The 15,200-nt window shown below is 44.9% G+C and carries 13 protein-coding genes; 9 read left to right on the plus strand and 4 right to left on the minus strand.

Annotation, left to right across the window (positions count from 1 at the left end; translation table 11 throughout):
* The first annotated feature begins 99 nt into the window (after nt 1–99).
* The 9 genes from HYN43_RS03805 to HYN43_RS03845 all read left to right on the plus strand — a co-directional run bounded on the left by HYN43_RS03805 (nt 100) and on the right by HYN43_RS03845 (nt 9,702).
* Nucleotides 100–900, plus strand: a complete 801-nt coding sequence (locus tag HYN43_RS03805; protein ID WP_119408194.1) for a phosphonate ABC transporter ATP-binding protein — start codon at nt 100–102, stop codon at nt 898–900.
* On the plus strand, nt 897–1,697 hold the full coding sequence (gene phnE / locus HYN43_RS03810; RefSeq protein ID WP_119408195.1) for a phosphonate ABC transporter, permease protein PhnE: 801 nt from the start codon (nt 897–899) through the stop codon (nt 1,695–1,697). Before HYN43_RS03805 ends, phnE (HYN43_RS03810) begins: the two co-directional genes overlap by 4 nt.
* Complete coding sequence (gene phnE / locus HYN43_RS03815; protein ID WP_119408196.1) at nt 1,694–2,506, plus strand: phosphonate ABC transporter, permease protein PhnE; 813 nt, start codon at nt 1,694–1,696, stop codon at nt 2,504–2,506. Before phnE (HYN43_RS03810) ends, phnE (HYN43_RS03815) begins: the two co-directional genes overlap by 4 nt.
* 298 nt (nt 2,507–2,804) lie before the next feature.
* A complete protein-coding gene (locus HYN43_RS03820) occupies nt 2,805–3,998 on the plus strand; it encodes an alpha-D-ribose 1-methylphosphonate 5-triphosphate diphosphatase (protein ID WP_119408197.1) in 1,194 nt (397 codons plus the stop codon).
* Between the two features lie 73 nt (nt 3,999–4,071).
* Nucleotides 4,072–4,827 (plus strand): metallophosphoesterase, encoded by a 756-nt coding sequence (locus tag HYN43_RS03825; RefSeq protein WP_119408198.1) that lies wholly within the window; start codon nt 4,072–4,074, stop codon nt 4,825–4,827.
* 16 nt (nt 4,828–4,843) lie between these two features.
* Nucleotides 4,844–6,514: an amidohydrolase gene (locus tag HYN43_RS03830; protein ID WP_162996302.1), complete on the plus strand. Its 1,671-nt coding sequence runs from the start codon at nt 4,844–4,846 to the stop codon at nt 6,512–6,514.
* A 103-nt stretch (nt 6,515–6,617) separates the two neighbouring features.
* Complete coding sequence (locus HYN43_RS03835; RefSeq protein WP_119409242.1) at nt 6,618–7,283, plus strand: O-methyltransferase; 666 nt, start codon at nt 6,618–6,620, stop codon at nt 7,281–7,283.
* A gap of 134 nt (nt 7,284–7,417) precedes the next feature.
* Nucleotides 7,418–8,446 carry a LacI family DNA-binding transcriptional regulator gene (locus tag HYN43_RS03840; RefSeq protein ID WP_119408200.1) on the plus strand — a complete coding sequence of 343 codons (1,029 nt, stop codon included), beginning with the start codon at nt 7,418–7,420 and terminating at the stop codon, nt 8,444–8,446.
* A 209-nt stretch (nt 8,447–8,655) separates the two neighbouring features.
* Nucleotides 8,656–9,702: a glycoside hydrolase family 43 protein gene (locus tag HYN43_RS03845; RefSeq protein WP_119408201.1), complete on the plus strand. Its 1,047-nt coding sequence runs from the start codon at nt 8,656–8,658 to the stop codon at nt 9,700–9,702.
* 31 nt (nt 9,703–9,733) lie between these two features.
* Here the strand turns inward: HYN43_RS03845 and HYN43_RS03850 are convergent, their stop codons facing one another.
* The 4 genes from HYN43_RS03850 to HYN43_RS03865 form a co-directional block, all read right to left on the minus strand.
* Complete coding sequence (locus HYN43_RS03850) at nt 9,734–11,383, minus strand: amidohydrolase (protein WP_119408202.1); 1,650 nt, start codon at nt 11,381–11,383, stop codon at nt 9,734–9,736.
* On the minus strand, nt 11,367–12,710 hold the full coding sequence (locus tag HYN43_RS03855) for an aspartate aminotransferase family protein (protein WP_119408203.1): 1,344 nt from the start codon (nt 12,708–12,710) through the stop codon (nt 11,367–11,369). The genes HYN43_RS03850 and HYN43_RS03855 overlap by 17 nt, the downstream gene beginning before the upstream one ends.
* A 136-nt stretch (nt 12,711–12,846) precedes the next feature.
* On the minus strand, nt 12,847–13,506 hold the full coding sequence (locus HYN43_RS03860) for a GNAT family N-acetyltransferase (protein ID WP_119408204.1): 660 nt from the start codon (nt 13,504–13,506) through the stop codon (nt 12,847–12,849).
* 12 nt (nt 13,507–13,518) lie between these two features.
* Entirely contained in the window at nt 13,519–14,889 is a 1,371-nt protein-coding gene (locus HYN43_RS03865) for a Na+/H+ antiporter NhaC family protein (RefSeq protein ID WP_119408205.1), read from the minus strand.
* Between the last annotated feature and the right edge of the window lie 311 nt (nt 14,890–15,200).

Here is a 15,200-nt window from a genome sequence, read left to right on the forward strand (position 1 = left end):
AAATATATAGGGATAGGTTTTCCTCATTCAAAAGGTTAACTATAAGAGTCATAAACTATGGTCTATGGACTATCGACCATGAACTAAAAACAAAGCACGATGATTGAAGTAAAAGGTTTGACCAAAACATTACCCAACGGTAGGAAACTGTTAAACGGCATTGATTTTACAGTGAAAAAGGGAGAGTTTGTAGGTATCCTGGGACCGAGCGGGGCCGGTAAAACGCTTACTCTGCGCTGCCTGAACGGTTTGCTAAAACCTGATTCGGGTTCAGTTTTGGTGGAGGATGAGCAGGGCAAAAAACACGATATCTGCCAGATCAGTAAGAAAGAACTGCGCCATGTGCGTGAGCGGATAGGGGTGATCTTCCAGGGATATCATTTGGTGAAACGCCTTTCGGTGTTGGAGAATGTGATGATTGGTAGATTGGGCCAGATCAGCACTTTGCGCAGCCTTATTTATGGTTTTACTGATAAGGAAGCTGAAGAAGCTTTGCTGGCTTTGGAAAAAGTGAAGATGGCGCATTTGGCTCAAAACCGTACGGGGAGTTTAAGCGGTGGTGAAATGCAGCGGGTGGCCATAGCAAGGGCCATATTCCAATCGCCTACTTTGTTGTTGGCTGATGAGCCTATTTCCAATCTCGATCCGAGTAATGCCAAGGTGATTATGAAGTTGATTCGCCCGTTATCAGAAAATATTCCGGTAGTAGGCGTTTTTCATCAGCCCGAGATGACGGCCAAATACTGCACACGCGTTATCGCCATAAGGGATGGCCAGGTTACTTACGATGGCGACCCTAAGCTATCGAATCAAACGCTTGCAGATATTTACGGTGAAGAACTGAGCCAGATAGAGCAGCACGAGCACATTGCATCCACGCCCGAAATAGTAAGGATATGATAATAGGACAAAACACCTACAGTTTTAAACGGTACCGCAAATTTGTGCTCCCGCTTATCTCGCTTATAATAGTAACGGCCGGTGCTTCGTTTGTTTGCGATGCTACTTTATTCAAATTGCGTACAGGTATTTTAAAAGGTCTCGCCTTTTTAAGATTTATGGCACCGCCGGATTGGACGGCATTTAAAGATATGCTTGAGCCCGCGCTACAATCGATGCTCCTGGCTTTATTGGGCACTGTATTTGGCACCATACTTTCGGTGATATTTGCCATGCTGGCTGCTTCAAATATTTCAAATAAATGGGTGCGCAATACCGCCCGTGTGCTTATTGCGCTGGAGCGTTCGGTTCCTGAAATTATTATCCTGTTACTACTGATTGCCGCCTTTGGCTTAGGGGCAACACCAGGTATTATATCTTTATCTTTAGGTTGTATAGGGATGCTGGGCAAGCTACTGGCTGATATTATTGAGGAGATAGATCCGGTGCTTATTGAATCGATGGAGTCGTTGGGAGCCAATAAAATGCAGATCATCTGGTTTGGGGTGATACCGCAAATCATCCCAAATCTTATTTCATACGCGTTGTTCAGGTTAGAGATTAACATCCGCCTTTCGGTGATAATGGGAGCGATAGGTGCCGGGGGCATAGGCTATGAACTCGACTATTCTTTCAGCATGCTTCAATATCACCGTGCTTTTACAGCCATGATCGTAGTTATTGTGATGATATTTGGCACTGAGCGATTATCGTATTTATTAAGAAAGAAGTTTAAAGTAGAGGGAGCTTTGCAATGAGTACGATTGAAATCATTATGCCATCCAAACGATACAGGCAAAAGGCCACAATTTTTATGGTGTCGGCCATTTTTATCCTTTTGGCCTGTATCTATCTCAATTTTAATCCCCTAATGTTTTTTACCGAATTTCATTTTGTGCGGGATCTGCTTGGCGAGATGTTTATGCCTAATTATCAAATGTTGTATGAAAATACTTCAACAGGCCTTTCTATCCTGCAAACTTTGTCGATGGCTTTTTTGGGTACACTGTATGGCGGCATCATTGCTTTTTTACTTGCCTTTTTGGCGGCAACCAATACAATGCCTTATAAAGCCGTGCGCGTTATTACACAGGTGTTTGTATCTGTATTAAGAATGGTGCCGGCATTGGTTGTGGTACTGATATTTGTAATAGCCGTTGGCCCCGGATCTTTTTCGGGAGTTTTAACCCTGGTTGTGGTTACGATAGGCTCATTTGCCAAACTCTTTACAGAAACTATCGAAAATGTAGAAGCCGGACCCGGAGAAGCCATTTTTTCGGTAGGGGCAAGCAGGTTGCAGGTAATCAGGTATTCCATTATCCCGCAAATTATGCCATCATTTATTGCCAACCTTTTGTATGCTTTTGATGTGAACATACGGGCCGCTATCGGTTTGGGCATTTTTGGCGGAGGTGGTATTGGCTTCCAGTTGCAAATGGCCAAAAGCGTGCTGCATTATAAAGACGTGATGGCACTTGTTACCATCATTGTTGTATTGGTGATTTTGGTTGAAAAGCTATCTGATTATCTAAGGATGAAGATTTTGGGTGATGGGAAGTTGAGTTGATTTTTTAGGTGAGTGGTTGATTGGGTTGATTAGGTGAGTGGTTGTTTTGTCTGAACTCGAATTTGGGGGAATTATTTGAATTTTTCGAATTTGCTTAGCATTCTGTTAATTCATTAATTCCCCCAAATTCGAGTTCAGACAACTTCGCCGCTATGCCATCCTTAACCATTCACTCAATCAACCATTCACTAAAAACACAACCACTCTCCTAATCAACCCAATCAACTGCTCACCCCTCCCTAACCTCCCGCTAACAATCACCCTATATTTTTACCCATCATAACATATACCCATAAAAATGAACACGCACCTGCTCACCAACGCGCGTATTGTAACCCCAACCGAAGATTTTACCGGTTCGGTGATCATTGAAAACGGTATTATCTCCGAAATAGTAAAAGATAAATATTACCCAGAAGGTATTGATTTGAAAGGGCAATGGCTTATTCCGGGCTGTATAGATATTCACACCGATTATTTAGAAAAAGAGTTATACCCACGTTCAGGCGCAGGTTTCCCATTACCCTTCGCACTGCATTTTATGGATGCCCGTGCGGCGGCTTGTGGTATTACCACGGTGTTTAGCGCGGTGAGTTTTACTGATAACGAAGAGAAAAACCGTAGCCTTGCCGAGGCGATGGAACTTTCAAAACAAATTGATGCTACCCGCCATTCCTTACTGGTGCGCCATTTTTTGCATGCCCGGATCGACCCAAATTCGGAAGGGTTGTTAGATTATTTAGAGCCGATGCGCCAGCTGGAAAGTTTGTACATGGTTATCTATAACGATCATATCCCCGGCCAGAGGCAATATACTATACAACAGCAGATTGAGCTGCGCACCAAAGCCTTCGGCATTACGCCCGAAGAAGCCATGCAGAAGCTGCAAAAGCAAATTGATAAAACCAGTAAGATCAACAACCGCGCACAGATTTACGAAGCTTTTAAAGATAAATACATCCTTGGCAGCCATGATGATACCACAGTTGAGCATGTGGAGGAAGGCAAATATTATGGTGCCACCTTATCCGAAATGCCAACCACTTTGGTAGCGGCCCGTAAAGCAAAGGAACTTGGCTTGTGGATTTGCCTTGGCGCGCCTAACTATTACCGCGGTGGCTCGCATTGCGGTAACCTATCAAGCCATGATGCCATTGCCGAAGATCTTTGCGACATCCTGTGTAGTGATTACCATTTCCCAACTATGCTGGGCAGTGTGGTTAAAATGATTGAAAACGGTATCAGCCCCGGCAAAGCAGTAAACATGGTATCCCTTAACCCGGCAAGGCTACTGAATTTTGATGCCGAAACCGGTAGTATAGAGGTAGGCAAAAAAGCCGATCTGGTAGCATTCAGCAGCGAAAAATCATTCGCCGCGGTATCATATGCTTTAGTGGATGGTATTATTAAATACAAGGCAGATTACAGCACAACTGTACAACCACTAACTGCCGAGCGAATTGAACTGAACACGCTGAACACCGGCGTATAAAATTATAAAAGCGGGAGAGGAAAGCTTTCGGCTTTAAGCCTTATGCTTTCAGCTCAAAAAGCTAAGCTCAAAAATGAAAATAGGTATTTTAGGCGATATCCATGAAGATATCATAGCGTTACAGAAAGCTTTTGATGTATTGGAAAAAGCAGGTTGCACCGAGGTGATTTGTCTTGGGGATATTGTGGGGTACAGGGTAAATACATATTACTATTTAGATACTCGCAGTGCCCACGAGTGCATCGCCATGATCCGCGCTAACTGCAGTACGGTTGTCATCGGCAATAATGATCTATACCAGGTTAAAAAACTCCCCAAATATGATGGCGGCCTTGGTTTCCCGGAAAACTGGTATGAGCTTGATTTTTTTGAACGCAAAAAATGGAGCGATGGCAGGGTGCTGCTTTTTGAAGAAGTACAGCTCAACGCCCTCATGACGAGAGAAGATAAAGCCTGGCTCGAATCAGTTCCTGATTTTGCTGTCCGTGATTTTAACGGGCATAAAGTATTCTTCTCGCACTTTGCTTATCCCGATCTGCATGGCGTAAAAGCCAGTTTTCCGCAGGTAGCCGAGGCTTACCATGAGCATTTAGGCTTCATTGAACAAAATGGCTGCCGTACCGGCTTTAGCGGTCACATGCATTTTGAGGGTGTGAGCATTTGTAATGATGAGCATATCGAGCGCAACCCCTTTGGCAAATATCGCCTGGCCAATCAGGTACAGTGGCTCTATGGCCCTTGTGTTGCCCGCAGCAGTTTCAATAACGGTGTTATGGTGTTTGATCCGGAACAATTTACAATCGAGGCTGTTCCCTTGCTTTTTGTTTAACTATAAACTATTGATCATGAGATATTTTTACGCTTTGTTTTTTCTGCTGTTTGGCTTTAACGCTTTCGCTCAAAAGGCCGACCTGGTGTTAACCAACGGTAACATCATTACCCTAAAACAAAAAGGCGACCGTGCGCAGGCCGTTGCCATTGCCGGCGATAAGATTATTGCCGAAGGCCCGGTAAAAGCCATCAGCAAATACATTGGCAAACAAACAAAAGTTATCGATTTAAAAGGCAAAACCGTAATGCCCGGTTTTAATGATGTGCACCAGCACCCGGCACCGCTATATACTTTTGATAAGCCTTACGCCACGCTTAAGCTTGATACGGTAACATCAATGAAAAACCTCATTGCGTTGCTTAAGCGCAAAGCGGCTATTACCCCGAAAGGAATGCTTATAAGAGGAGTGGGCTATAACGAAACTAAATTGGGCGGTCAACCTATCCGCGATAGTCTGGATAAAGCTACGCCTGATCATCCTATTATTATTTCGCATGTGAGCGGACATCTTTCGGCAGCTAATTCAATGTTGATGGAAATGAATGGCATTGATGAAAACACTGCCGATCCGGCTGGTGGTGCTTTTGAACGTTATCCCAATAGTAAACGCCCTGATGGTATTTGCAAGGAGGTAGCCGCTTCCTATCTGCATAAATCAAAACAGATCAAATACCCGCCTCAACCTACCGCTGCTGAAGAAATGGAGGGTTACCGGCTATACTTTAACCAGGTTTTGGCAAGTGGCGTCACCAGCATTGGCGACGCCTGGACAACGCCAGAAAAAGTGGTGGTTTACCGTAAACTGGTAGCCGAAGGTTTCCCAATGCGTTTTAACGTATTGATGGGCACACCTTATGCCGCCGATCTCATCAGCGGAAAAATAAAACGCAGCAACACCGATCATTTACGCATAGAAGGCGTAAAGGTGGTACATGGTAACTCCCTGAGCGGTAAAACCTGCTGGTTGTATGAGCCTTATGATATGATCAACCCAACCACTGGCAAAAAAGATTACTATGGTATTCCGCCGGCGCGCAGCCAGGCTTCGCTGGATAGCTTGTTTTTGGCCATTCACAAAGCCGGTTTGCAAATTGCCTGCCACTCCAACGGCGACAGGGAAATTGATATGGTGATCTCGGCTATCGAAAAAGCGCAGAAAGCTTATCCTCGCGGCGCAGCCCGCCACCGTATTGAGCATTGCAGTATCACCAACCAGGGCATTTTGGATAAGATCAAAGCCGATGGTATTGTCCCCGTGTTTCATTGCTATATGTACGAACTTGGCGATAAAATGCAGGTTTATGGGGAGAAACGCATGAGCATGCTGCATCCAACAAAAACAGCTACGGATATGGGTATCACCTACGCCCTGCATTCGGATGCGCCTATTTCACCCTATCCGGCTATGATCCGTTTGGGCAGCGCGGTTAACCGTAAAACCAAAGATGGCGGCATAGTGATAGGAGCAAACCAGCGCATTGATGCCGAGGAAGCGATTAAAGCCTATACTTATGGCGGCGCTTATGCTACTTTTGAAGAAGGAAAAAAAGGCAAGCTGCTGGCCGGGCAGCTGGCCGATATGGTGGTTTTGGATAGTGATCCCACAACCGTCAATCCTGAAAAAATCTATGATATTAAAGTAGCAATGACCATTGCCGGCGGTAAAGTGGTTTTCGGTAAATAGTTTTGTTTGAGCTGAAAGCGGAAGGCTTAAAGCTTTATTGGCTGATTTTATAATAAATGCCGATTGGTTTTATATAATTTTATCACACCAAAAAAATAAACTTATGGATACTTCACTTTTTGAATCTGTTGATCAATATATAAGCAACCTGCTTGGCGGCGAGGATGCAGTGCTGAAAAGCGCCCTGAAATCGATGAAGGATGCAGGCATTCCGGCCATCAATGTTTCGGCTAACCAGGGTAAATTTCTACAGGTACTCGCTCGTTTAAAAGGAGCAAAAAAGATATTGGAGATAGGTACGCTTGGCGGTTACAGCACCATTTGGCTGGCCCGTGCACTACCTGATGATGGTCATCTCATCACCCTCGAACTGGAGCAAAGCTATGCCGATGTTGCCCGCCAGAACATTATTAAAGCAGGTTTGGATCCTGTCGTCGATATTAAAGTGGGCAAGGCGATGGATAGCCTGGCCGAACTTGATGCCGAAGATGAAGGCCCTTTTGATTTGATTTTTATTGATGCCGATAAACCGCCTTATACCGAATACTTTGAATGGGCGCTAAAACTGTCAAAACCGGGTACTTTGATTGTGGCCGATAACGTGATCTGCGAGGGTAAAGTGCTTGAAGATACTCACGAAGACGAACGCGTTACCGGCGTACAGCGTTTTAACAAAGCTGTTGCCGCCAATAAACAGGTAACAGCAACCATTATGCAAACAGTAGGCACTAAAGAGCACGATGGTATGGCTATTATTGTGGTGAATTGATAAACGAAATCACTGCCTGATCAATATTATTTCTGCGTTAATAATCCATCCTTCTGCGTATAGCTCTTATTTTTTTTTATGTTTACTATCCGATATAAAACCGGGTTAACAAATTAAGAAAAGTAAGGGAAGAAATGAATTTTGGCGGGGTTACTATAAAGGATATTGCTAAAGAGCTGGGCATCTCACCATCCGCGGTATCAAAGGCGTTAAAAGATAGTCACGAAATTGGCGAAAAAACCAAGGCATTGGTGTTGGAATGCGCCAAGAGGCTTAATTATCAGCCTAATCTTAACGCGCAGAGCCTGAAGCAGGGCAACAGCAAATCGATAGGCATTGTGGTATCCACTATCGATAACCAGTTTTTTTCGCAGGTAATTAACGGGATCGAATCGGTTGCACACAGCAGGGGCTATAATGTTATAATTACCCAAACCCACGAATCGTACGAATTGGAGATGCAAAACGTTCGTCACCTTACATTCCGTTCTATCGACGGGCTGCTGATCTCACTTTCAACCGAAACTCAAAATATCGATCATCTTAAACAACTCCATAGCAAAGGCTTGCCTATAGTTTTTTTTGACAGGGTAAGCGATGAAATTGACACACATAAGGTAGTGGCCGATAACTATACAGGTGCTTATGATGCCACAACCCAGCTTATTAATGCCGGCTACCGTAAAATAGCGCATATCACCAGCTCGGTCAATGTATCCATCACTGCCGAACGTTTAAAAGGCTATCGCGCAGCCTTAGCGCAGAACAATATTAAAGATGATGAAACGCTGATTAAATACTGCCCTCATGGCGGTAAGGATCTTAACGAAATAGAGAACGCCTTGGGTGAATTATTTCATAACGAGAACCGTCCCGATGCCATTTTTACGGCATCCGACAGGATCACCACCACAACATTATCTCTTTTGCATAAATTAGGTTTTAAAATTCCTGCAGATATTGCGCTGCTGGGCTTTACCAATACCCAACTGGCCGAAGTTTTAAACCCGCCGCTAAGCTCGGTATATCAGCCAGGCTTTGAAATGGGCAAAAAAGCCACCGAAATGCTGATCAGCGTTATTGAAAGCAGGTACCCGGTAACCGAGTTTGAAACTGCAGTGTTGCCCACCGAGGTTTTTATCAGGGCTTCATCGCAGAGGTAGGAGGCTTAGAAGTTAAGGCTAAACAAATTATAAAGGTATAATTGAGTTGTTATTGCAATGACGGCGGGGTTGCAATAACAACTTTAAACCTATCTCAGTCATTTCCGAATAAAATGTTTAATAAATGTAATTATAACATTTGTTGCTTTTCTAAAATCTTTTATTCACTTTTAGCGCTGTTATAAACCAAGCTAAAACCTTTCAGCGCTATGAGAAAACTGTTTAACGTTTGCCTGCTGTTGCTTTTATTTTCCGGAACTACTATAGCCCAAACTACCACGGGTAAAACCTTCACCAACCCCTTAATGCCTTCGGGGGCCGACCCATGGGTTATTCAAAAAGATGGATTTTATTATTACACCAACTCGACCGGAGGTAATATCGTGATCTGGAAAACAAAGGATATTACCGCTTTAAGTACATCTCCTAAAAAAGCTGTTTGGTCGCCGCCCGCGGGTATGGCTTATTCACGGGATCTTTGGGCGCCTGAGTTGCATTTTATAAATGGCAAGTGGTATGTATACTTTGCTGCCGATAATGGCGATAACAACAATCACCGCATTTATGTAATTGAAAATTCATCAGCAGATCCAACTCAGGGCACCTGGGAGTTTAAAGGTAAAATAGCTGATAGCACCGATAAATGGGCCATCGATGCCTCTGTGTTTGAAAGCAAGGGCAGCTGGTACATGATCTGGTCGGGTTGGGAAGGCGACCATAACGGGCAGCAGAATATCTATATAGCAAAAATGAAGGATGCTTTAACCATTGGCAGCGAGCGTGTAAAAGTATCAAGCCCAACTTACACCTGGGAAACTAACGGTGATTTGCGCGACGGTGATTTGACGCACGTTAGCGTAAACGAAGGCCCCGAAATATTAAAACATGGCAATAAACAGTTCCTCATCTATTCGGCCAGCGGCTGCTGGACTGATTTTTATGCTTTGGGGATGCTTACCGCCGATAAAAACAGTGATCTGTTAAATCCTGCTTCCTGGAAAAAATCAGATCAGCCGGTATTCAAACAATCGCCCGAAAATAGTGTGTATGCGCCGGGGCATAATTCATTCTTTAAATCGCCGGATGGGAGGGAGGATTGGATTATTTATCATGCCAACTCAAACCCTAACGAGGGCTGCGGTAATAAACGCTCGCCGCGTGCCCAAAAGTTTAGCTGGAATAAGGATGGATCGCCAAATTTTGGCGTACCGGTTAAGGATGGACAGCCATTGGTTAAGCCATCGGGTACTAAATAGATAGCGTTAGACAAGCGGGTATGTGATGGCTTTATGCACTGTAAACCGATTGCCCGTTAACAAAAGTTTGTTTAACCTTGATGGTATTGAGTTGCTCGTGCGAGATTTTTAAAGGATCTCCGTCCAGTACAATAAAATCAGCAAATTTACCTGCTGCGAGGCTGCCGGTTTGTTCCGTTTTGCTAATCAAGGCGGCATTATAAGTATAAGCTTTCAGCGCTTCGGCCACGGTAATGGCTTCGTGGGCGGCTATAATGCTGCCCTCATCGTCTGTTCGGGTAACGGCTGCCTGTACACCTTTAAACGGATTAAGGTTTTTTACGACCGGGGCGTCCGATGACAGGGCCATTAAGATGTTGTTATCGATGACCGATTTAACCGGGTAGCATCGGTTAAGATAGTCCTCGTCCAGATATTTAATAAAATTTTTGCCCAGCTCGCTGATAAAAATGCTTTGCATGGAGGTGGCTATCTCATACTTGTGCATTGCCTCCAGATGCTTAGTTTCGGGTAAACCAAGATGTTCTATGCGGTTTTTAATATCAGGAAACAGCTTTTTTAATTCCTTATAACTATCAATAACAAATTGAATAGCGGCATCGCCAATAGCGTGGGTGGCAATACTAAGGCCTTTTGCAGATGCCTGCGAGGCGAGGGTAATATACTGATCCTTGTTTAGCCGTAAAACACCCTGCTCTGCCGAGTTTTTATAAGGGCGTTTAAGCGCAGCCGTTTTGCCGCTCAGCCCCCCGTCCGAAAAAAATTTAACGGTATTTACATTAAATTCATCCGACGTGTAATAATCGGGAATGGGATAAGGCTGGTCGCCGCCATCGGGCAAAATTATGGGGATTGCATTAAGCCGGAAACCTAACCGGTTTTCGCGATGCATTTCATAATAGGTATCCAGTAACAAAGGATCAACCGCGGGATCGGTAGCCGAGGTAACACCGTATTTGTAAAGTTCTTCACGGGCGGCAAGCACCATCGTTTTTAGCTCGGTTTTGGTATAGGGCGGGATATTTTTGGTGATGAGGCCCAGCGCTGTTTCGGAGAAAATGCCGTTGGGTTTGCCATCATCACCTTGATAAATCACGCCGCCATCAGGTACCGGAGTATTAGCTGTTATATTACACAACTTCAAAGCCTTGCTGTTGCAAACGGCAATATGCGCGCAGGTGCGGATAACATAAACCGGACGATCTTTTATTACCTTATCCAGATCGGTTTTGGTGGGGATCTGCCCGTTTTTCCATGCGGCTTCGTTAAAACCCCGTGCGGTTATCCATGCTGCTTCGGGGTATTGCAGAGCATAATCGGCAAGCATTTGCAGCAAATGATCAAGGCTTTGGGCTCCGCGTACATCAAGCATGTAGGTTTTCAGATTGCCTACTTTCCAGATATGAATGTGGCTGTCGTTCAAACCCGGCATCAGCGTTTTGCCCAATGCGTTTATCACCTGTGTGCCAGGCTGGATGAGCGATTGCAAATCACCAAATCGCCCAATTGCTTTTATACGGTTACCGCTTATGGCAAGGGTATCATAAGCATTATTGTCAAATCCATCCTGAAATGATAAAATGCGAGCATTATAGATCAGCAGATCCCCGCTCCCTGTTTTGAGGGAAGAAAAATCTGCTGGTATTGATTGGTCCCCGTCCATCTTATTTTCTTTTATCATCCGCCCGTTTAATGGCTTCTTCCAAAACGCCAAGGGCCTCGGTTAATTGTTCATCGGTAATTACAATGGGGGGCAGCAAACGCAGGCAGTTGCTGAACAAGCCCGCACGAATCATGATAAGGCCCTGGCTTACCGCATCCCTGATAATCTCTAAAGTTACATCCATATCCGGGTCTTTGCTGTCGCGATCTTTCACAAATTCAACCAACTGCATAGCTCCAAGGCCCCTTACATCACCAATAATAGCGTATTTTTTCTTCCAGTTTTCAAGCGTGCTGCGCATCAGTTCGCCAACCTGGTTAACACGTGTAAGGAAGCTTTCGCTTTTAATAATTTTAATAGCCTCGATAGCAGCCACGCAAGCTACCGGACTACCTCCATAAGTGCCGCCCACACCGCCGGGATGTGGTGCATCCATAATTTCGGCCCTGCCGGTAGTTGCACTGATGGGCATGCCTGCACCTATCGATTTGGCGCTCACCACCACATCCGGCACCACATCAAAATGCTCTACAGCATAAAATTTTCCAGTACGCCCGGCCCCGCATTGTATTTCATCGGCAATCATCACAATACCGTATTTATCGCATACCTTGCGTATTTTTTGCAGATAGGCTTTAGGCATAGGTATAAAACCGCCCTCGCCCATAACAGGCTCAATAATTATTGCCGCCAGCGATTCGGGATCAACCTGCGAAATAAACGCAATATCCAGTTGTTTGATGCAATACTGTACATATTCATCATCGGTCATCCCCGGCAATTTGCGGTACAGGTTAGGCGCGGGGATGCGGTAAATATCAGATACAAAGGGCCCCATTCCTTTTTTAAACAAGGAGTATTTGCTGGTAAGGCTTAAAGTTAAAAGTGTACGGCCATGATAAGCCCCCTCAAAACACAGTACCGAATTACGTTTGGTATAATATTTTGCCACGTTTACGGCATTTTCCACTGCTTCCGATCCTGAATTGGCCAGCAGGGTTTTCTTTTTAAAATCGCCGGGAGTGATATCGTTCAGCAGCTCGGCCAACTCTACATAAGGTTCCATGGTGGTAACCAGCGTACAGGTATGAATATACTTGTCAACCTGTGCCTTTATGGCATCAACCACGGCATCATTACAATGCCCCACATTGATCATGCCTATGCCGCCCGCCAGGTCAATAAGCTGGTTGTCATCCACATCCCAAACCAAAGCCCCCGAAGCGCGCTCAACTACCACCTCTGTCGATTTCGCCAGTCCCGCAGGCAGGGCATTCTTCCGGCGTTCCAATATTTCAAGGCTTTTTGGGCCGGGTAATGCTGTTTTTAATTGTATGTGTTTCATGTTAATTTTTTGGGATTACACCGATTAGTTGTTGATTACACCGATTTTTTGTCTGAATCAGAATTTACAGAATTTTAGAATTAACAGAATCTATCTGTTCTAATTCTGAGCATTCTAAAATTCTGTAAATTCTGATTCAGACAACTTTTTCAATATCCAGCTTAATCAATACCCCGTAATTGCCGCAAACCGGGTCGTTTACGTGTTCGGGCATCAGGGCTATTGGTTCGAAGCCTATTTTCATTTGTTTGCTTAGGGTTGGGTCTTTGCGTTTGCCTTCCAGTAGTTGCTGGTAGTAGGTTTCGCCGCTTATTTGTTGGCTAACAGCACCGTAGCCGCTCATCATCCCCACGGTAAGCTGGCCTTTTAAGCCGAGCTGCCGGGCCATGTGGTGGCGGGCCCGGTAAAGGTTGCGCGCCAGGCCCTGGCCGCGGTAGGATGGGAGGATGCCCATATCAAGGCCGTAAAGCCAGTTGCCATCGGGATTATGGTTACTGAGCCAGCCGCCGGCGATGGTTTCGCTGAAGGTATGGTGATAGTTGGCAAAATCAAAATCGGTACGCATGGTGCTGGTCATGCCTATCACCTCGTCCTGGTCGGTAATCACAAATTGCCCCTCCGGAAAAACTTCGAGGTGGCGCAGGTAGTGTACCGCCCTGATATGCTCGTTGGCCGATAGAGTGGGGAATACTATTTTCTGCAGTTCTTCCAGTTGGTTTACGTGTTCGGTGCGGGTGTTTTGCACAACCAGTCCGCTGGGTAAAACTTCGTAATATGCAGGTTTTTCTGTTGTCATGATGTTTAATGGCTAAGCAATGGTATAACCCATAACAATGTAAATAATGGTTGATATTGCGAACGCGATAAGCGCATAAGGCAGTTGCGAAAACGAATGTTTAAGGTTGCTGATATCGGTACTTTGCGATGTAAGTATGGTGGTATCGCTATACAGGCAGGCATTTGAACCCACTACCCCGGTGCTTACTACCGCGCCAACGCTTATCAGTACATTGGCCCCAAGCGTATGCGCCAGCGGAATAACAATAGGGATAACCACCGCGTATACCCCCCATGATGAACCGGTTGTATAGGTGATAAGCGTGATAGAGAGAAAAATAATGGCCGGCAAAAGCTCTTTACTGATATAGGGTTTAACGCCGTTGATGACATAGCTTGTTAAGCCCATTTTATCGCCCACATCCTTCAAAATATAGCTCATCACTACCAGGGCCAAGGCATAAACCATACTGTTAAAGCCCGAAAAAATGGTTTCGCTCAATTGCTGAAAGGTGCCCAGTTTGATAATAAGGTAATACACAAAGGTAAATGCCACACCTATCATAATGCCTTTAAGTGCATCATAGTTCATTAAAAAAGTACAGATGAGTGTTATAGCTATGGGGATAATAAAATACATGGAACTGGCCTTTTTGCCGTTCCCGAACCCCGATGCCTGGATATTGATCTCTTCGGTATCAGTTGGCAGGGCTACCACATTGTTCAACGAAAGGGCTTCGGCCTTTTGCATGCGACCGATCATCGGCACCAACCCCATGATAACCAGCGGGATCATGAACACCGATACCCAGCCATACGTAACATACGGAATAACCGAAAGGTAAACATGGTTGCCTTGCCCAAGAGCAGCGAAATTGCATTTTTCGAGTATAGAACCGATAAACACCGTCCAGGTGGAAAGTGGTACAATAACGCACCAGGGAGCCGCGGTGGTGTTAACAATATAAGCGAGATACTCGCGCGATACCTTAAAATGGTCGGTTATTTTTTTCATGGTGATGCCTACGGTTAAAGCGCTCAGGTAATCATCCAGAAAAATAAATAAACCTAAAAACCAGGTGCCAAAAAGTGCCGCACGTTTGGTTTTGATGTATTTGAGGGCGTCTTCGCCAAATTTCATAGCACCGCCGCTTTTTACCATGAGGCCTATCAATGAGCCGTACAGGCCGCAAACCAGTATCACCCAAACGGTACTGTCGTCTTTCATTACCTTGTAAAAGGTGGCAATAAAATCGCTGAAAAAATTAGTGTGATCATGATAACCGATGATAATAAAACCCACAATACAACCCAGCAGTAAGGCCTCGAACGATGCCCTTAAGGCAATTGCCAGTACTATTACAACCAGTGGTGGGATTAATGCGAGTGCACCGTATGTCATGCGTTATATTGTTGTTTAATTGTATTATGTTTTATCCATTTTTTGCTTATCCCTACCTATAACTTAATTAAAAATCAGGTCATGCTGAACTTGTTTCAGCACCCACTCGCTAACCAACCATGCCAGGCAAAATGGCTACCTGTCCCGTGGGATGCCGAAACAAGTTCGGCATGACGGTAGGAGATGAGCCGCGTTGGACGCTGCGTTTCTCCGCTGTCCAAAGTTTCCGACTTCGGATATGCTAAGCCTGTAGTTTGCAACTAAAGGCTTGCAGCAACACAGCGTTTACTTCATACATCCTTACTTTTTCC

The organism is Mucilaginibacter celer (genome assembly GCF_003576455.2).
GTDB classification, from domain to species: domain Bacteria; phylum Bacteroidota; class Bacteroidia; order Sphingobacteriales; family Sphingobacteriaceae; genus Mucilaginibacter; species Mucilaginibacter celer.

Coding starts and splice junctions, on each gene's coding strand:
- HYN43_RS03805 (WP_119408194.1), top strand. CDS start 100: ATGATTGAAGTAAAAGGTTTGACCAAAACATTACCCAACGGTAGGAAA.
- phnE (WP_119408195.1), top strand. CDS start 897: ATGATAATAGGACAAAACACCTACAGTTTTAAACGGTACCGCAAATTT.
- phnE (WP_119408196.1), top strand. CDS start 1,694: ATGAGTACGATTGAAATCATTATGCCATCCAAACGATACAGGCAAAAG.
- HYN43_RS03820 (WP_119408197.1), top strand. CDS start 2,805: ATGAACACGCACCTGCTCACCAACGCGCGTATTGTAACCCCAACCGAA.
- HYN43_RS03825 (WP_119408198.1), top strand. CDS start 4,072: ATGAAAATAGGTATTTTAGGCGATATCCATGAAGATATCATAGCGTTA.
- HYN43_RS03830 (WP_162996302.1), top strand. CDS start 4,844: ATGAGATATTTTTACGCTTTGTTTTTTCTGCTGTTTGGCTTTAACGCT.
- HYN43_RS03835 (WP_119409242.1), top strand. CDS start 6,618: ATGGATACTTCACTTTTTGAATCTGTTGATCAATATATAAGCAACCTG.
- HYN43_RS03840 (WP_119408200.1), top strand. CDS start 7,418: ATGAATTTTGGCGGGGTTACTATAAAGGATATTGCTAAAGAGCTGGGC.
- HYN43_RS03845 (WP_119408201.1), top strand. CDS start 8,656: ATGAGAAAACTGTTTAACGTTTGCCTGCTGTTGCTTTTATTTTCCGGA.
- HYN43_RS03850 (WP_119408202.1), bottom strand. CDS start 11,383: ATGATAAAAGAAAATAAGATGGACGGGGACCAATCAATACCAGCAGAT.
- HYN43_RS03855 (WP_119408203.1), bottom strand. CDS start 12,710: ATGAAACACATACAATTAAAAACAGCATTACCCGGCCCAAAAAGCCTT.
- HYN43_RS03860 (WP_119408204.1), bottom strand. CDS start 13,506: ATGACAACAGAAAAACCTGCATATTACGAAGTTTTACCCAGCGGACTG.
- HYN43_RS03865 (WP_119408205.1), bottom strand. CDS start 14,889: ATGACATACGGTGCACTCGCATTAATCCCACCACTGGTTGTAATAGTA.